At 48.1% G+C, this 18092-nt stretch carries 14 protein-coding genes; 11 read left to right on the top strand and 3 right to left on the bottom strand.

The genetic code is table 11. The features are described from left to right. Positions 1–18: 18 nt before the first annotated feature. The 11 genes from AC27IJ_RS02295 to AC27IJ_RS02245 all read left to right on the top strand — a co-directional run bounded on the left by AC27IJ_RS02295 (position 19) and on the right by AC27IJ_RS02245 (position 14758). Positions 19–5409 (top strand): DUF7601 domain-containing protein, encoded by a 5391-nt coding sequence (locus AC27IJ_RS02295; protein ID WP_487147319.1) that lies wholly within the window; start codon positions 19–21, stop codon positions 5407–5409. A gap of 1 nt (position 5410) precedes the next feature. Then, positions 5411–5968 carry a signal peptidase I gene (lepB, locus tag AC27IJ_RS02290; protein ID WP_312446442.1) on the top strand — a complete coding sequence of 186 codons (558 nt, stop codon included), beginning with the start codon at positions 5411–5413 and terminating at the stop codon, positions 5966–5968. Between the two features lie 100 nt (positions 5969–6068). Further along, on the top strand, positions 6069–7364 hold the full coding sequence (locus AC27IJ_RS02285) for a DUF7601 domain-containing protein (RefSeq protein ID WP_312446444.1): 1296 nt from the start codon (positions 6069–6071) through the stop codon (positions 7362–7364). Between the two features lie 65 nt (positions 7365–7429). Then, entirely contained in the window at positions 7430–8386 is a 957-nt protein-coding gene (gene srtB / locus AC27IJ_RS02280; RefSeq protein WP_312446445.1) for a class B sortase, read from the top strand. Further along, positions 8370–9611, top strand: coding sequence for a Spy0128 family protein (locus AC27IJ_RS02275; protein WP_312446446.1), 1242 nt, complete (start codon positions 8370–8372; stop codon positions 9609–9611). Before srtB (AC27IJ_RS02280) ends, AC27IJ_RS02275 begins: the two co-directional genes overlap by 17 nt. After that, positions 9608–10378, top strand: coding sequence for a class B sortase (srtB, locus tag AC27IJ_RS02270; protein ID WP_312446447.1), 771 nt, complete (start codon positions 9608–9610; stop codon positions 10376–10378). The genes AC27IJ_RS02275 and srtB (AC27IJ_RS02270) overlap by 4 nt, the downstream gene beginning before the upstream one ends. A gap of 21 nt (positions 10379–10399) precedes the next feature. Beyond that, positions 10400–10819: a DivIVA domain-containing protein gene (locus tag AC27IJ_RS02265; protein WP_312446448.1), complete on the top strand. Its 420-nt coding sequence runs from the start codon at positions 10400–10402 to the stop codon at positions 10817–10819. A 13-nt stretch (positions 10820–10832) separates the two neighbouring features. Beyond that, positions 10833–11657 carry an ICP22 family protein gene (locus AC27IJ_RS02260; protein WP_312446449.1) on the top strand — a complete coding sequence of 275 codons (825 nt, stop codon included), beginning with the start codon at positions 10833–10835 and terminating at the stop codon, positions 11655–11657. A 47-nt stretch (positions 11658–11704) separates the two neighbouring features. Then, complete coding sequence (locus AC27IJ_RS02255) at positions 11705–12223, top strand: hypothetical protein (RefSeq protein ID WP_312446452.1); 519 nt, start codon at positions 11705–11707, stop codon at positions 12221–12223. A gap of 306 nt (positions 12224–12529) precedes the next feature. Next, on the top strand, positions 12530–13624 hold the full coding sequence (locus tag AC27IJ_RS02250; protein WP_312446456.1) for a PTS transporter subunit EIIC: 1095 nt from the start codon (positions 12530–12532) through the stop codon (positions 13622–13624). 144 nt (positions 13625–13768) lie between these two features. Next, positions 13769–14758 (top strand): hypothetical protein, encoded by a 990-nt coding sequence (locus AC27IJ_RS02245; RefSeq protein WP_313153486.1) that lies wholly within the window; start codon positions 13769–13771, stop codon positions 14756–14758. An 84-nt stretch (positions 14759–14842) separates the two neighbouring features. On the opposite strand, the gene AC27IJ_RS02240 is transcribed toward AC27IJ_RS02245, so the two are convergent. Genes AC27IJ_RS02240 through AC27IJ_RS02230 form a run of 3 tightly spaced genes read right to left on the bottom strand, consistent with a single transcriptional unit; the run spans position 14843 to position 18085 of the window. Beyond that, a complete protein-coding gene (locus AC27IJ_RS02240) occupies positions 14843–16066 on the bottom strand; it encodes a nitrogenase component 1 (RefSeq protein ID WP_487147318.1) in 1224 nt (407 codons plus the stop codon). Next, on the bottom strand, positions 16053–17336 hold the full coding sequence (locus AC27IJ_RS02235; protein ID WP_487147317.1) for a nitrogenase component 1: 1284 nt from the start codon (positions 17334–17336) through the stop codon (positions 16053–16055). Before AC27IJ_RS02235 ends, AC27IJ_RS02240 begins: the two co-directional genes overlap by 14 nt. After that, positions 17333–18085: a nitrogenase iron protein NifH gene (locus AC27IJ_RS02230; RefSeq protein WP_312446462.1), complete on the bottom strand. Its 753-nt coding sequence runs from the start codon at positions 18083–18085 to the stop codon at positions 17333–17335. Before AC27IJ_RS02230 ends, AC27IJ_RS02235 begins: the two co-directional genes overlap by 4 nt. Positions 18086–18092 lie beyond the last annotated feature (7 nt).

The raw sequence follows: 18092 nt of genomic DNA, 5'->3' as shown, positions 1-18092 counted from the left end.
TGGAAGCAGAGGTACAGTATGAGAAAAAAATGTAATTGGCACATTGGCCTTTCGCTGTTGCTGGTAGTGTTGCTGATTGTAGGACTGCTGCCTGTTACAGGTATTGCCCAGAATGACAATGAAGAGGAATTAATTATGTCCTTTGACATGCCTGTGACAGAAATCATTGTTCCATTAGGTACGGAAAGTGCAGATATTCCATTGCCTGAAACCCTGACAGCAACACTGGAGGGCGGCTCTGCGGTAAACATACCCGTAACATGGGGAATCAGTGGGTTATATCACAAGGATGAGGCGGGAACATATCTGTTTACTGCTGATATCGGAACCTATGTTTATGCACAGGCACGTCCCGTTGCTGTCGTAACAGTAGCACCTACAGACGAACTTTCCCCTGGCAATCGGATCAGCGGCAAGCTGTGGCTGGATGAAAATGGTGACGGTGTGATGGATGATGGCGAAAATGCTATCGCTGGTTATCCTGTCAGTCTTTATACAGCGGATGATAAGAGCATGGCAATACGGGATACGAAAACTATGTCGGATGGTACCTATCAGTTTGATAACGTGGAACCCGGCAGTTATGTGGTGGGAATAACATCTGAGACCATTGAAGAAACAGAATATCTTCTGCCGACGGCCGGAATTACCGGTGACAATCAATTTAAATTAGTACAGATAGACGAGGAAATTACAGCTGCTTACAGCGAAACAGTTGTGATCATGGAGGATGTTGATACTGCGGCTGAGAATATCAATGCGGGCCTGCACCGGGGTGCCAACCTGTTTCCTTTTGCCTCAGAAGCATTTATAAATCTGCCTTTAGGAGGAAATATACTTGCCAGCGGCGACACGGCCAAATTGGTTGTAATGGAAGCGGACGGGGATCCTGTAAGCGGCTATTATGAGGCATATACTGCAAATGAAAGCGGCCTGCGCGCGGCACTGCTTGGACTATATCAGAGAAATCAGGCAGAATGCGATTATATCATGTATCTTGGTTCCAATATTACGAGTCTGCCGGGTAATATTTTTAATAATACCGCCTCGGCAACCGGTACCGGGGATATCACATTTGCCTCCTTGCGTGGGAGGCTGAATACTCTTGTCCTGACAGGGAATCAGGAGGATCCGGTTACGGACACGCCGGCGGCTTCTGCTCCCTCCGATGCCAGCCTCATCTCGATTTCAGGCACTGGTGAGAGATATTTTGGCTGTAACATCATTCTCCGCAATGTCCGGCATACGTTCAATGCAGGCGAAAGCGGGACACAGGGTGTATATATGAACGGGTATGCCCTTATCCTGGGGGGAAACTCCTGGCAGACGACAGCCACCCGCTATTTTGGAGGAAGCAGCACCGGGTCTGTTACGCCTTATGAGGAAACTGCCTCCATAACGGTTTACTCTACCGGTAACGGGAGCTCTTACTTCATCGGCGGTATGAGGACAGGTACCTTAAATGGCAATGCTGCTGTTACAATTCTCGGTACCAGCGGCAATACCTTCAGCATCCGGGGCGGTGGTCTGGGCACTTCCGCCAGTGCTCCTGCCAATATTACCGGCAGTGTGACCAGCACCATCAGCAATATGGCCACCGGAAGCGGTGGATTGGAACGCTTCCTTGGCGGGGTGGAATATGGATCTGTAGGAGGTCCGATCACCAATGAAATCAGTGGGAACGGCCGGTTTTCATCCTCTGACACAGGCTATTTATGGGCTTCGGCAACAAGCCGATTTGTCGGAGGCTCCCTGTACGGTAATGTGGGAAGCGATGCCACGCTGGGGAGTGCTGTGGATACCTCCGACCTTTCGGGTCTTTTAGATACGGGCGATTACGTCATCAAGAACAATCTCGATACCAGTAATTTTACCTATGGAAGAGCGTGTTATATCGGTACCAACTACCAGTCCGGAATAGTAAAAGGTAATGTTATCAACCTTGTAAAGGCAGGTACGGACAACCGGGGATCCCTCAGTGTATTTTCCGGAGGCGCGGGTATCTACGCGGCCATCGGGGGCGCCTGGCAGAGCCAGTTCACGTATTATCCTTCCACCGCAAAGGTTACAAACGTGGAGGCCGGCCTTGCTGCAGCTAAGGCTGCTTCCGGTTACCAGCTATATGGAAATATTACAAATGTAATATATTCTGGCAGCATTTGCTACAGCGCAGACAATGAGCATTGGTTCCGCGGTGCCGGCTGGGGATATATGGAAGGAAATGCTTATTCAGAGGTTGGAACAGAGGGAATAGCCTATCTGGGAAACTCTAACAGTTACAGTTATTCCACCACCAATAGAACCCAGGGATACAATACGGGGTTTGATCTAGTCGGAGGCGGAGGAACTATCTCTTCCAACAACAGTTTTTGTATCAAGGGGGATACTACGCTGGTTACCAGGAATGTTCTTGCCCGCTGGACCTACGGCGGCAGCTTCGGCGGGGTGCAGGTAGGGGATTCTGTACGGATTCATCATGGCGGTGTGGTTGATACCTGCGAGGGAACCGGCTACAACAGCTTTATCCATGTAGGGGATGGCCGCGCAGAAGTGCACGGTGGACAGGTGGATTGGTTTCTCAGCGGCGGCGGCTGGAACGATTCGTATCAGGATGGGAATGTAAGCGTCGAAGTTTTTGATAAACCAAATGTTTACATAAATGCTTCAATGGGAGGCACCTATGGTTCTTCGACTACCCACTATATCAGCGGCGATTCGACGATAGTCGTACATGGAGGCAATTTTTCCGGGACGGCGCGTGCTGACGTTTTCCGGGGGTTTTCTGCGGGCCCGTCATATGCCGGGTATATTTACGGCAATGCAAGTGTTACGATCGACCTGCGCGGAAACCAGTATGGTTTTTCCATTGAGTCCGGTGACAGCATAAGTGGCGGACGAAGGCTAAACGCTGGTACAGGTTCTTATCTTGGTTCGGATGCGAATAATACGGTTACATTGAATGTTCTGACCGACAATTCCCAGACGGATTTACTGAACGGACTTAACATATACGGAGATTGTTCTCTTGATGCAGGCAGTGCGGGTAATACAAGGGCCGGGCATATTATCATCAATGTCAATGCACCCAATGCCATCATCGGAAATCTTTATGCTACGAATTACTCTAATCTTTCCGGAGGAACCTTAAGAAGAGATGTACAGGTCAATCTGGTTTCTGCGGGGACCATTACAGGACTTTGTGCCGGCAATGGAACGGAGAACATCACAAATGCCGTGGCCTCGGCAAGTGAACAAGCCGGTAAAAAAGCAGTAATAAACGTTGGACCGCAGTCTGCGGATACCAATGATATCCTGGGTGACAGGGAAACCGGCCAGACCCTTGACGGTCTGCCTCATCGGATTCAAATATCCACGAACGGCATCATCGGTTTTACCTCCATGGATATCCGGAATCGTTTGCTCGTCGCACAGAACGGTAATATTAAAAACGGATTAAATGCCACGGTATCCAATCACGGCACGTCCTATCATAGCTTTGGAGATGTGACCTTACATGCCGGGGAAGGAATGGAAGGTGCAGGCCTGGGTATTGCCTCTGCCGGTGCATCTTTCATTGCGGGTACAGCACGTGTGGAAGGTGAAGGCCAGGTATATATCCAGTCTACCGGTCAGGCAGACCAGATCGTTCTCACGGATATCATAACCACCGAAAATAACGCACTGACATGGCTGAAGGTGGGGAATGTAAGTGCGGACAGCAATCTGCAGACGAACTGGTTCGGAGTTAACAGCGGCTGGCGCGTCATTACCTTAAACCCGGATAAAGCAAAAGCAAAAGACAGGATAACCCCTGTGAATTTCAGAGGTTCTGAGGAATCCACCGGAAAAACGTTCATCGGGGACAGTGATACGCATTTCTCTGGAAATAATGGATATGCGGTTGCAATTCTCGGTTCGGTCTATAACTGGGAGGTAACGGAAGGATATGGCAAGGTCTCCCATAATGTTCCGGTATCTACAGCAGCGCCGTCCTCCGGGCAGTCTATAAGCGCTTATGGTACCGTTCCGGCAGATACGCCGTCTGTAAAAGGGTCCATTGCTCTTCCAAGTGCTTTGATACCAGGGACGGTTCCCTATCCGGTGTTTTCCTTTATCCCGGATTCCGCCTGCGGAGAACATGTGGAAGGCGTTGATATCTTCGGCTCTGACCGGTATATATCCTCAGCGCCGCATAATTACCACGTTGATGCAGGTGATGTGAATCAGATAAAAACCTGGACAGCAAGCGGTGACGACAAGGATTATAGCTTTGATATCAGAGCACAGTTTGCCCAGGGCGATACCCAGGTATCTGCCCGGGATGTCATTATCACGGAATCGGAGGCGGCGGCCATTAACAGTGCGGATGATGTCATCTCCTATACGCAGGCCAGCGGATCTCCTTTCTTCCAGAACAATATAACGGATCAGCTCCTTGAAGAGATCCGCGCATCTCTGGGGCAGGGTCAGACGTGGCGGTCCCATACGGTCAGCTATACAGCGGGAGATGAGGCGCTTACAGGGGGTCAGATACATACCGACGCCCGTGTGACAGTTGTGAGAGACGGGACGGCTGTTTCGGCGGACCGGCAGTATGCTCTCTATGCTAACGATGGGACGATGACACTGACCCAGGCCCAGGAGATAGGCGGCCAGACGGCTCTGGACAGCGGATATACCAAAGCTGCCGCGATTCTGGCCAATGGAACCACTGCGGTGCCGTCCATTGACAATGAAGCGATTCCTGCAATTACAGGCTCGACTGCCGCAACGGTTCCAAAAGACGTACCGGTCAGCTATTCGTATGCTCCGGATGGTCAGTCCCAGGCAGTTACGAAACAGGTAACCATACATATTAATGGTCCGAGTGAAGTAAATGTTACCATTTCCAAAAGAGTAGCAGGCGACTACGCCGACAAAACAAGGGAATTTTCGTTTGCAATATACTTCCGGGACAACAGCGGAGCCGCCCTTCCAGCCGGAACCCAGCTTTTGTATACGGGCAGCACCGTATCCGGTCCGGAAGCAGAGTCACCGGCCAACGGAACACTGACGCTTAACGAGGAAGGAAAAGCCACGTTCACTCTGAAACACGGCCAGCAGATTACTATTAAAGATCCTGTGCCCCAGGGCAGTGTCCAAATTGTGGAAACCGCCGATCCGAATTACAGCGTGTCTTTTACGGACACCACTACCACAGACACCACAAACGGTTCGGATACCGGGGAGGTCAGTCTGGCAGGAGCAGACAGAACGTTTGATTTCATCAACACAAGAATTTCTGCCGTACCGACCGGTGTATTGATGGGAGACATTCAGGGGCCGGCTCTTCTGGGGCTTTCCATGCTTCTGCTGATGGTACTGGTGAGCGTCGGTATGATCAATTACCGCAGGAAAAGGAGTCTGTGATATGACGGAAATACAAAAACAAGAAGAAATCAAAGCAGCAGGAAATAATTATGAATTTTCGGCAGAACCCTCGCTTGGAAAGGAAATCCTGTTTCTTCTGATTAAAATTGCTGCAATTATCCTTGCATTCCTTTTGGTGTTTACGTTTCTGTTTGGCCTTTGCCGCAATTCGGATGCATCCATGGTTCCGTCCGTTAAAGACGGAGATTTGGTGATGTTCTACCGACTGGACAAAAGCTATGTGGCCCAGGACACTCTTGTTCTGGAGTTTAAAGGAAAGAAACAGGTGCGCCGGGTGATCGCCACAGCAGGTGACACCGTGGATATCACGGAAGACGGGCTTCTGGTCAATGGCGCGCTTCAGCAGGAAGCAGAAATCTATACACTGACGCAGCGTTATGAGGATGGCGTAGAATTTCCGCTCACTGTAGGCGAAGGAGAAGTATTCGTTCTTGGTGACAGCAGGGGAAATGCCACAGACAGCCGTATATACGGGGCTGTGAGGGTAAAAGACACACTGGGGAAAGTGATGACGATTCTCAGACGGAGAAATATATAGCATACGTGGAACGGCAGGCGGCAGAATGTCAGAATTCTGCCCCGCCATCCCCGTGTTTTTATATAAAGTACAAGAAATAACAAATAAGGAGTGAAAAACGATGAAAAAAAAATCGAATGAGTTACGAGGGAGGATAGCGGCCATGGCGCTTACTGTGGTCATGTGCATTGGGACTGCCGCATCCGCATTTGCGGCCGGAAATCCGATCTTTGGTACAGAAGACGAACCTGCAACGGCCGCGATTACGAAAAATCTGATCATGCCGGCAGGGACTACAACACCTGATGCTGTTTTTACTTTTCAATTTTCACCGGTAAGCGTTGATGATAGAACAACGTCTGCTGATTTAGACACTATGCCGGCCGTTGGTCCAACGACAATTGCATTCTCAGCCAGCGATACAGGCACTGTTTCTACCGGCACCAAGACCATATTAAAGCAGTCCGGGAATGTGCTTTCCGGCGTTTCCTTCCCTCATGCGGGCGTATACGTATACACGATTCAGGAAAATCCGAGTGTGACTGGCTATACACCCGGGGAAAATGAAACGTATGTATTTTCTCCTGCTCAGTATACGCTTGCGGTTTATGTGAAAAATGGCGATAACGGGCTGTACGTGGCTGCTGTCGCTTCAAGTATTACAGTGAATGACAGCGGTAACCAAACCTCTGATCCCGGCGATAAGGTGGACCCGACTCCGCAGCCAGGTGACCCTAACATCACCGGCAATTACAGTAAAATAATCTTTACCAATACCTATTCCAAAACTGCAGGCGGCGTTGACCCTACGGATCCGAACAACCATGTTCTTACCATAGGAAAAGCTGTTTCCGGCGATTATGCTGATAGGTCCAAATATTTTGCATTTCAGATAACAGCGACTCAGCCTGGCGTTGTTCAAGGCTCTGTTACATATAAGGCATATGTTCTGAATTCATCCAATCAGGTGGTTACATCAGAAAACAATGCCTCGGACTTACAAACCGATGGCGAAGGTTATTCGTATATTGAATTTACGTCGGGAGCCGCAGAGACGGTCAATTTAAAACACGATCAAAAGCTGGTATTCACTGATCTGCACATTGGTGCAGACTATGTCGCGGTGGAAAGTGCGGTGGAACATTATACGGCATCCGCAATGGTCGTAGAAAACGGGATAGGTCCGGTCCAATATAACAATGTAATCGATAATACGTCTCTCAGTATTGGCACCAAACTGATTGGCGAAAATCAAAACAGTGCGGCATTTACCAATACCTACAGGACCATTACTCCTACAGGCGTGATCATTAACAACCTACCCTTTGTTATGATTTTGATTCTGGCAGCTGGGTCATTCGTGGTTTTTGTAGTAATAAAATCCCGTAAAAAGCGCAACCATGTTTCCCATCGCTAGGTTTGGACGGGAAAGCGGCCGGAATACTTATGATTAATATTTAACATACCGGAAAGGGGTCTCATATGGACATAGCAACAGTAAAAAATATAGGCAGAAAAGCAGTAAGAACCGCAAACAGTATTGTAGATTTCCTGGTACTGACTGTCATCCTACTGCTGGTCGCTGTAGCTGTTTATGCCATATGGGACTCGGATCAGGTATATCAGGCAGCTGACGCTGCCCAGTACTCCGTTTATAAGCCAGACACAGAAAAAGGCGGCATATCATTTGATGAACTTAAGGCAATTAATCCGGAGGTATTCAGCTGGCTCACGGTTTATGGCACGAATATTGACTATCCGGTAACACAGGGAAATGACAATGCGAAATATGTAAATACCAATGCATTCGGAGAATACTCCCTATCGGGAGCAATCTTCTTAGACTATTCCAACAGTAAGGATTTTCAGGATTTTAACAGTATTTTATACGGACATCACATGGAAAAACAGGCAATGTTTGGAGAACTTGGCTCATTCAGCAGTAAAAGTTTTTTTGACAGCCATGAATACGGCAATCTGTTTTATAACGGGAAAGATCACGGATTGGAATTTTTTGCTTTTATTAAAACAGATGCATACGATGGAGGGGTATTTGCACCTCGGGTCCAGGGAAAAGAGGCGCAGCAGGCATATCTGCAATATCTGTTGGATAAGGCAATTTACACCCGTGAAACCGGGGTGACCACAGAGGATCATATTCTGCTTCTGACCACCTGCGCTTCGGATGCCACCAATGGAAGAGATATCCTGGTAGCTAAAATCATGGAAGAATGTTACACCAATACGTTTGACAAGGAAATATCAGGCAATGCAGACGGACCGGTATCGGTGGACTTACAGGCCGGCCTGTGGGAAAGTCTTCCCCGGTGGCTGCAGATCATGCTTCCGGTGATACTGATCATTCTGTTTGCTATTGTAATTTATAATAAATTCAGAAAAAAAGCGAAAGGGGGTAATGGGGATGAGCTCCAAAATTAAAATGCATATGAAAGGCACAGCAGTATGGTATCTGCTTTTTCTCAGCCTTTTGGCTATCGCATTTCCCCTGGATATTCACGCAGGAACGGAGTCGGTTCCCGTTACGCTAAATGTAGATCAGGCTTTTATAAAAAACAGTACTGCGTCAGATGTGAACAATGTGTTTACATATGACCTTATTTCTCTGGATACAGGAAATCCAATGCCGTTTGGGAGCTTAAGCAGTGTCTATTCCTTTACGGCTGCCGGTACAAGCGTAAAAGAAGTCGGTCCCATCACCTTTTCTAACACCGGCATATATCGTTACGAAATCAAAGGGAATGCATCATCACCGGCCAGGGGGTATTCCTATGATACCCAGGTTTATTCTGTGGAAGTCTATGTGAAGCGGACGGAAGATGATCTTTCGGCTGAGATCATAGTAAAAAAAAGTGACGGCAACAAAGTGGGCGGTATTAAGTTTGAAAATATTTACACCCCTCTTGCAAGCGATCCCGAGATCATGGTAGACCCGCCTGTGAAAAAAACGGTATCTGGAAATCCATCCAGGACCAGCAGCTTCACCTTTTCCCTGACTGCCAAAGATAGAGCCAATCCCATGCCGGAAGGCAGCGTGAACGGTGTCAAGTATATGACCATTTATGGTTCCGGCGAAGAAGATTTCGGTACATGGAAGTATATCCGGGAAGGTACTTATTATTATACCATTTCTGAAGTAGTCTTTCCGGACACTGGATATACTTACGATAGCTCTGTTTACACGATCACCGATGTGGTAAAGGATGCAGATGGTCAGCTTGTGGTTATACGGACGGTGACAAACGGTTCGAATAAGCAGGTGGAATCCTGTACTTTTATCAATAAGTACAACGGAGGAGGCGGAAGTGGTGGTGGAGGCGGAGGCAGCGGAAGCGGCGGAAAAGGGAGCGGCGGTAACAACGCAGGCGGCCCTGGTGTCAAAGTCGACGAAAACAGTGACAGCATTCATTTTGATAATGGGGATACTCCGCTTGTAAGTTTTCCTGGCAGTGAAAGCAATTCCGGTGCTGGGACATACAGTCCGAAAACCGGTGATAATATCAATTACGAATTATATACAGCAATGCTTTGGACGGCTGTTGCCGTAGCGGCGGGCTGCATGATCTATTTAATCCTTGCCGCCGGCCGTAAAAAGAAGATTCAGCGGAAAGCTGATAGCAGTGAAAAAATGACAGGTGAAGCATGAGTAAGAGGCAAAAAGCAATTACAACAGCAGTATGGCTCCTTCTGATCGGTTCGATCTGTGTCATCGTGTTTTCCGGGTATAAGCTTAAGGAAAGCCTGCAGATTTATGCAGAAGGGGATCAAAACTATGAAAATCTGAAAGAGCAGGTCCGCCATCAGGAAAGCAGCAGTTCTTCTGATGATGCAGAGGATATCCCCCCGGTCTTCATCGATTTTGAAGCGCTGAAAAAGATCAATTCTGATGCAGCCGCATGGCTGTACTCCCCGGACACCATAATTGATTATCCGGTTATGCGTGCGCACGATTACGACTGGTATCTTCATCATCTTCCGGACGGTACCTATAATGCCAATGGTACCTTATTTCTCGATTACAACTGCCCGGAGGATTTCAGCGGAGGCCTAAGCATTATTTACGGACACCATATGAAATCCGGCGGGATGTTTGGCTCATTGACAGAGTACAAGGAGCAGGATTATTTTGAAGAGCACCCTTATCTGTACCTGTACACAGAGCAGAGAAGTTATCGGATTGATTTGAAATATGGCTGTGTCATCAGTGCTGGGGAATGGCGGGACCGGGCATTTATGTATGAGGTAAACCGGAAGGCATTGTTATCATATGCCTCGTCAAAGACAACGTTTGAGAGCAGTGCAGAATATACGGATCGTGACAGGCTCCTTGTGCTTTCCACTTGCAGCTATGAATTCGACGATGCCCGGTACGTTGTTATTGGTATTCTGCGACCGGAATACGGAGACTGGTGAGACAGAGGAAAGGAGTAAAAAATGGTACTGACGAAAGAAGCGATTGAAGCGGTTAAGCTGACAAAAAGATACAGAAAATGTTATGATGCCCGGGAAGTTGATATCCTCCTGGATGAGATTGGGGAGGCAGCGGAAGAGCTGTGCCAGGAACTGGAACACCTGCGCAGCGTGCGTACGGAATACAACCAAATGAAGAATCAGATTTCAGAAGCTCTGCTTTCCGCACAACAGACTGCAAAGGAAATGCTTGAGCAGACCCGGAATAAATGCAATGACGAGCTGGCAGCAATGCAGCAAAGAAGAATTAAGCTGCAGCTTGAGATTTCCGGCCTTGAGAGGTATAAGGCTCTTGAAATTGAGAAGATCCGGAAAGACCTTGAAAGACTGTTGGGAGATCCTGAATCAGATGAGTCGGCGCAAGAGGCAGCCGCATCAAAATAAGGAGGAATATCGAATGAAAAAATATACTTCATTTCTTATCTCTGCGGTGCTGTGTTTCAGCTTGATTACCGGGAAGATCGTTTTGGTATATGCACAGCAGGAGGAAGTAAGGCTGGAAGAATCGGAACAAGTGGATAATACGGAGCAGGAAACGGCTGAGTCAGATACGGATCAAAGCGAAGCAGAAACCCCCGAAAATTCTTCGGAATCGGAAATTCCCGATGGACCAGAAGTTCCTGATGGATCAGAAGTTCCCGGATCGGATCATGATCAGACAGAAGAGGAAGAGCAGCAGACAGATTCCGATGGAGACGAGGGAAGTGCCCCCCAGGAGGAAAGTGAAATCCTTAAGGAAAGCGAGACCCAGGAGGAAAGTAAGATTCCGGATGAAAACCAGGTTCCGGAGGAAACAAAGGTCCAGGAAGATAATGAAGGCAATCCGGATGTTGCGGCAGCCATGGAGGCTGCATACACCAGCTTTTACGATCACATCGGTGATATTGCCGGGCTGCTTGATATGTCAGACGACTATACGCTCATAGAGGGTGATGATAATTTTTGCGAAGCACTTGCCGTCTATGCCATAAAACATGATCAGACCGTGAATTATCCGTATGGTGTGGAAATAACAAGTGAGGCTGATTTTGACGAACTTCAATCCATCTATTGGAGACTGAATGTGGTAAACGGGGCTAAAAACGAAAAAGAATCGGTTATCCGTGTAACACGGCTGTCCGGTGTGGATGTATACGCCTTATCCGGTACCGATAAAAAAGTTTTTCAATCACTCAATACTGACAATAACAGAGAAAAAATCCGTACACTGCTTTCGGACTGATAGAAGAAAATCCGATAAACGTAGATATGAAAGAGGAGAGGGATTGTATGGTGAAAAATGAAGAAATACAGGACATCTGCCGCGGCATGACTGTAACGGACCGCATCAGCACAATGCTGATTTGTTTTCATGGAAAAGAAGGGGAAGATTTTTATGGTGAAATCCTTAACTGTTACATAGACAAGCCTGTCTGCTTTTTTGGTATCGGTGATCTGATTCTTAAATTAGATGAAATGTGCGACTGGATCGGTACCCCTCAGCCAACGACGGAGCCAAGGTTTCTTAATAAAAAAATGGCTAAGCAGTATGCGCTCAGGAGTAAGAAAAAAATTAGAATACCAGAAAAAGCTAGTATTCAGCTTCAGAACAGTACGGTACTGTGTTCACAGGCTAGCCGGGCGAAGAGCACGCTGTTGATCAAAATAGAGTATCGTCAGAATGCCAGCATGCAGGGAAGAGTGATCGGAAAGATAACCGCCCAAAATTATATAAGCTTCCGGAGTGCTTTGGAACTGATGCGTATGATAAAAGAAATTTCCATAAGGACAGAGAGCACTTATTTATAAGGCGGCTGTAAATCAGTGCTTTTATGGCATGCTGCCTGCAGTCTGAAATCCCCTGCATCTGCAATCAACCCAGATGCAGGGGATTTTGTCTTCTATCCTTACATTTTTCATCAGATCCGGATTCCTCCCCCCTATTCCAGGGTCTATCAAAGACTTCTTTATCCGGCTCCATAACTATCATGTGGCACATTCTGTACCAAGGTATCGGTAAAAATACATATGGAAAATGATGTAAAATGTGTTACAATGGCAGAAGCGGAAAAAGGAAATTTACGCTGAGAACGTTTCACCATAGGAGAGGTACACATGAAAGAAAAAAAGTCAATGATTAATGTTATGATCGATGGGATCTCAGGAATTTTCCTGCCTATTATCAATCTGTTAAGCGCGGCAGGAATATTAAAAGGCATATTGACCATTCTCACCGCGTCAAATATTGTGTCGGGAACAAGTGAGACTTATCTGGTGTTAAATGCCATGGCAGACAGCCTGTTTTATTTTCTGCCTATGGTACTGGCATTTACCGCGGCAAAAAAATTTGGCTGCGACCCATTTACTGCAGTGGTCATCGGCGGTGTGCTTTTGTATCCCTCCTTAACTAAAGTATTTGAGACAGGCACTAACATATTTTTTGCCGGAATTCCCATGAAGGCCGTTATATACCATTCCGGCGTAATCCCCATCATCCTGGCGGTGGGACTTCTTGTATATGTGGAACGGGTGGTATATAAAATACTGCCGGATTTAATAAAAGGTTTTTTTGCCCCTTTGATCTGCATTGTGGTAGTTGGACTGGTCACACTGTTTGTATTCGGGCCAATCGGGAATGTAATAGGAGACGGTCTGGCTGCGGCTTATGAATTTGTATATCAGATCAGCCCAATGATTGCCGGTGCAATATTAGGAGCGGTGATCCAGCCGATGGTCATATTTGGTTTTCACTGGAGTTTTGTACTGGTTGCAATGAATAATATTTCTATAAAAGGCTCTGATACCATATTGGCTTTGATCGGGCCGGCAGTATTTGCCCAGGCAGGTGCGGCACTTGCGGTGTGTTTGAGAAGTAAGGATAAGAAGTTCCGGTCCCTCTGCTTATCCGCCGTAGTGTCTGCCTGTTTCGGAGTTACAGAACCGGCCATGTTCGGCGTGAACCTGCCGCTAAAAAAGCCCATGATCGCGGTATGCATCGGCGGTGGGGTTGGAGGAGCCATAGCGGGATTTTCGGGAGCTCAGGCAATGACCTTTGCATTTCCAAGCATGATTACATTGCCTGTTTTTCTGGGAAAGGGATTTGGGCTGTTTGTTGTGAGCTGCTTTGTTGGGTTTTTAACGTCATTTTTGCTGACGATATTCCAGCCGGGGGTAGCTTACGACGGAATCCCTACAGAAGCCGCATGTTAAAGGGGTGTGATCTGACTTTTCATATTCATATACGAATTCACAAAAAAATCACAAATTTATGATGTAAAATTAAGGTTTGTTTCAGGTTCACATGGTAAATATGAAGCAGAAGCTAATTTTGAGTTGAAATGAGGAGGAATTTATATGTATATGTTAAAAAGGTGTGCAGCATTCATGACAGCAGTTGTTTTAGCAGCCGTTCCAATGACAGCGCTGGCGGCGACAGGGACTTCGATCAGCAGTGTTTCTCTTTACATATCATCAGAGATTGAGGCTGGAGAAAGCGGCGGTGATGTAACGGTCACTTCCAGTTCCAGTAAATTCGGCATCAATGATACTGAGGTTACAAATGAACCGGATGGTGAATGGAAGAATGGAAACAAACCCAAATTAAAGGTCACTTTAGAAGCAGAAGGCGATTATTACTTTGACTCAGGTTTTTCCAAAAGCAGTGTAAGTCTCAGCGGTTCTGACGGGACAGTCAGTTCTGTAAGCCGGAGCAGCAGTAAACTGATTGTGTATATAACGCTGGATGCTTTAGAGGATGATGAAGATGACCATGAGCTGGCTGTGAGCAACCTGGAGTGGGATGAAGGGAACGGTACAGCCTCCTGGGATGAATGTGAGGATGCCAATAAATATGAGGTGCGCCTTTACCGGGGAAGCAACGCAGTAACTTCCGTGCTCACGACCACCTATACCAGCTACGATTTTGCAAGCTATATAACTAACAGCGGCGATTATTCCTTTAAGGTACGGGGAGTATACAACTCATCCAATAAAGGCAGTTGGGAAGAATCTGACAGCTGGTATGTTTCATCCAATGAGGCTGAGGAGATCAGTTCTGCAAGCTCAAGCGGCGTATCAGGGCCGGGAAGCAGTACAGGAACCGGCGCATGGCTGAAGGACAGCACAGGCTGGTGGTATTGTAATGCGGACAGAAGCTATACCGTCAGTAACTGGCAGTATATTGATGATTGCTGGTATTATTTTAACCAGTCCGGATATATGGTTACTGGCTGGGTCAACTGGAACTCAAAGTGGTATTATTGCGGAGAAAGCGGGGCAATGCTCACAAGTACTACTACGCCGGATGGGTATAATGTAGGAAGTGGCGGCGCGTGGATCCAGTGATAAAACAGACAGAAAAGGGATGACGGCAAAAAGGACAGGCAGTTTATCTGCCTGTCCTTTCGTATGCCGGAAAATGGATAAGTATCAGTGAATCCTCATCATTTCATTGGCCCACACTGCCGCCAGATTCACTGCCCCCCGGAATCCCGCAAGGGGAGGCTCATAGGAATGCCGCCAGATGTCATCAGGTGTTGCAATCTGCAGGCTCTGGTCCCTTTTAGCCATTCGCAGCAGTTCGCCGCTGCCCATAAGGATGCCCCTTGAATCGTTGGCAATCCTCTCTTTTGCATCATCATCCAGATAGGCCATATGAGGGCCTGCCATATGAGGGCAGTCACAATAACAATCGGTCGTTGTAAAACCGAAACATTCTTTTCCGTATTCTCCGATTCCTTGAACGACATCGGCATGTCCGGCAAGAATCAGCCTGTTTTCCTCCCTGTGGACCCGCAGGAAACGTCCAAGCACAGCCTGTATGGGTGCGATCTGCTCCATGGCATTTTCTTTTTCCTGCCGGATAAATGCTTTGTCAGCGGGCCGGCCCCAAAGGGATGCCGCCGCCTCCAGCCAGTCAAGGGTTCCCTGTATCCCGTAGGGACGTGCCATCAGATAAGGTGTACCAAAGCGCTCTTTAAGATATTTCGCGGCGGCTTCGCCTTCCCGGCGGATAACAAAGTTCAAATGGGCCGCGCCCATTGTTTCCAGCTTGGAGATGCTTGTTCCGGAGGTCATAGTGCACAAATGCTCCATTCCCAAGGCACCTGACGCCAGCCGGGCGATCTCGGCGGAATCAGCATGAAAACGAAACATATCCGCACAGGAGCCGATGATGTTAAAGGAGGGCTGTTCCGATAGGGGCATTTCCTTTGGAAAGGTTTTGCAAAGCTCCAAAAGGGTCAATTCCACCCCCTTGTGTCCGCAGACATCAAATCCACCTGCAGTCAGAGGAATCAGACGTGTATCCGGGAATTGGGGCGACAGCTCCTGGGCCAGGGCTTTTAAGTCGATTCCGATTACCTCCGGTACGGAGGAGGGCAGCAGGAAAATCGTTTTTATACCCTGGGTTTCTGATACCCACTCCACCGCACATGTCAGCCGGCTGGTATCGCCCATGGCAATATCGGTTTCTCCGATATGGGTTGAATAGAGTTTTCCGCCAAAAGAACCCATCCGGTGAAGAAAGGTTCTTCCGTAGGCCATATGCCCCATGCAGCCAAATTCCACCACGGCTGACTGGGCGATGCCTGACAAACACCAAAGTGCACCCATCCGCCCTGACAGGGGCGGTGCTGTTTTATAAAGTCCCATTGCTCCTTTCCTCCTTTCCTGTCCTAAATGCTCTTGTAATTCGTTCCAGCAGTTCAATGGTTCTTTCATATCCAATGTGACCGTATAGGTCCAGTATGGGTACACTGGACGGATGGTTCTGCCCCCTGCCGCCCCAATCGCCCATTACCAAATCCGGGCCTAATGCTTCCATGATCTGCTTATCGGCCTGCTCGTTAAGCATCAGACAGATGATGGGGTTAATATCCCGCCCGGTCAGTATTTCTTTCCATTGAGTATCCGAGGGATAAAATTCCGCCAGGTGTATCATGATAGGAGACATTCCTAAGTCTGATAAATATGCCGACAAGGGCAGCGGCTGAACAGTTCCCAGGTTTGCGCTGATATACTGTAAGCTCTTTAACTGGGCAGCTGCCGCTTTCTGCGCTTTTTTCGCTTCTTTCCTCTGTCCGGCAAACTCTTGTGCCATCTCCAGGCCCAAATGCTGTCCGATCTGTGAATAAGTGTTTTCTATCTCCCGGACATTGTAAACATCATGGAGGCTGGCAAAGGGAATGTCATGCTCCTTAGCCATCCATTGGGCAAGAGGTTCCATAAACGGGGAAAGAACCAGATTCAGTCTTGCGTCCCCGGAGGATATAAAGTCATCCAGCGAAGAATCCGGCGCCAAAAAGCGCAGGGGCACATCCTGGCGTTCCAGTAACGAAATTAGATGAGGCATGGGAACATGTTCCTCCAGGGCACTGCGGCCAAGGACATTGACAGTCATTCCCTTACTTCCGGACTTCTCAATGGTTTTTCCCATTGCCAGAAGGGTTTTCCAATATCCCGGTTCGTAGCCGCCGCATTTGAAATTTCCAAGGGGAAGGTGAATGAGCATTGCTTTTACCTCTGTCTGCATCTCATGGCAGATGCTTTCCATGTCAAGGCCGATGAGCTCCGGCACACAGGTGGATAGGAGCAAAATAAGCCTTGCACCGGCTTTATCCATTTCCCGGATGGCCTCCATCAGCCCTTTCCGGAATCCAAATACCACCTCTTTGCTGTCCAGGACATAATTCCAATGCAATGCCTCCTCCCCATAAGGGGAAGAAAGGGGGACGTTGCGGCTGTAGTACCCGCATTCAGCGGTGCCGATAAGGAGCGTGGACACACCTCTTATTTTAGAGGCAAGGGCCAGTGCTGTGTGCATGGGGCAGTGGACGCCTGGAAAGGCAGCAGGTGTCAGCTGTCGGACAGCCGTCATGCTCCTGACAGCCGACAGGCATTTTAAATGCTTGATATCGTTCATGACAGTCCTCCTTCCAGAAGCAGGCGGGCCAGGTCCTGATACCTCTTTGCCATATGGCTGTCAGGAAATGCCTCCACCACTGTTTTTCCCTGTTCTTCCGAACGCTGCACATGGTGATCCCGGGGGATATGAAAAAGGATGGAGGTGTCTATTTCATCGGCGGCTTTTTGTACAAGCTCTTCCTCGCCCTCAAAGTTTTTTGCGTTAAAAATCAGACCCCGCAGGCCGGCATAGCCTCTGGGTGCAAAGCTCTTGACTGCCTGCGCGATGTTGGCGGCAGCGTAAAGACTCATCATTTCACCGGAAGTGACAATGCACACTTCGTCTGCATAGCCGCCCCGGATAGGCATGGCAAATCCTCCGCAAACCACGTCACCTAATACGTCGTACAGCACGACGTCAGGAGAAAACACGGCATAGGCATCCAACTCTTCCAGCTTTTCAAATGCAGTGATGATGCCCCGGCCGGCACAGCCCACGCCAGGAACCGGCCCGCCGGATTCTACACATAAAACACCGGTTTTACTTTTGTACACAATATCGTCTAGTTCTACATCTCCCTTATCCCGCAAATTGTCCAGCACAGTTGGGATGTTTTTTCCGCCTGTTAAGTTACGGGTGGAATCCGCTTTGGGGTCACAGCCGATTTGCAGTACGGTGAGTCCCAGTTTTGCCATGGCAGCAGATAGGTTGGAAACCGTCGTTGATTTTCCAATGCCGCCTTTGCCATAAATTGCAATTCGTTTCATATATTAA

The organism is Lacrimispora sp. YZC11, from assembly GCF_057543815.1.
This window is presented reverse-complemented; position numbering and strand designations above follow the sequence as displayed.

Coding starts and splice junctions, on each gene's coding strand:
- AC27IJ_RS02240 (WP_487147318.1), bottom strand. CDS start 16,066: ATGGGACTTTATAAAACAGCACCGCCCCTGTCAGGGCGGATGGGTGCA.
- lepB (WP_312446442.1), top strand. CDS start 5,411: ATGACGGAAATACAAAAACAAGAAGAAATCAAAGCAGCAGGAAATAAT.
- AC27IJ_RS02245 (WP_313153486.1), top strand. CDS start 13,769: ATGTATATGTTAAAAAGGTGTGCAGCATTCATGACAGCAGTTGTTTTA.
- srtB (WP_312446447.1), top strand. CDS start 9,608: ATGAGTAAGAGGCAAAAAGCAATTACAACAGCAGTATGGCTCCTTCTG.
- AC27IJ_RS02295 (WP_487147319.1), top strand. CDS start 19: ATGAGAAAAAAATGTAATTGGCACATTGGCCTTTCGCTGTTGCTGGTA.
- AC27IJ_RS02230 (WP_312446462.1), bottom strand. CDS start 18,085: ATGAAACGAATTGCAATTTATGGCAAAGGCGGCATTGGAAAATCAACG.
- AC27IJ_RS02285 (WP_312446444.1), top strand. CDS start 6,069: ATGAAAAAAAAATCGAATGAGTTACGAGGGAGGATAGCGGCCATGGCG.
- srtB (WP_312446445.1), top strand. CDS start 7,430: ATGGACATAGCAACAGTAAAAAATATAGGCAGAAAAGCAGTAAGAACC.
- AC27IJ_RS02255 (WP_312446452.1), top strand. CDS start 11,705: ATGGTGAAAAATGAAGAAATACAGGACATCTGCCGCGGCATGACTGTA.
- AC27IJ_RS02250 (WP_312446456.1), top strand. CDS start 12,530: ATGAAAGAAAAAAAGTCAATGATTAATGTTATGATCGATGGGATCTCA.
- AC27IJ_RS02260 (WP_312446449.1), top strand. CDS start 10,833: ATGAAAAAATATACTTCATTTCTTATCTCTGCGGTGCTGTGTTTCAGC.
- AC27IJ_RS02235 (WP_487147317.1), bottom strand. CDS start 17,336: ATGAACGATATCAAGCATTTAAAATGCCTGTCGGCTGTCAGGAGCATG.
- AC27IJ_RS02275 (WP_312446446.1), top strand. CDS start 8,370: ATGAGCTCCAAAATTAAAATGCATATGAAAGGCACAGCAGTATGGTAT.
- AC27IJ_RS02265 (WP_312446448.1), top strand. CDS start 10,400: ATGGTACTGACGAAAGAAGCGATTGAAGCGGTTAAGCTGACAAAAAGA.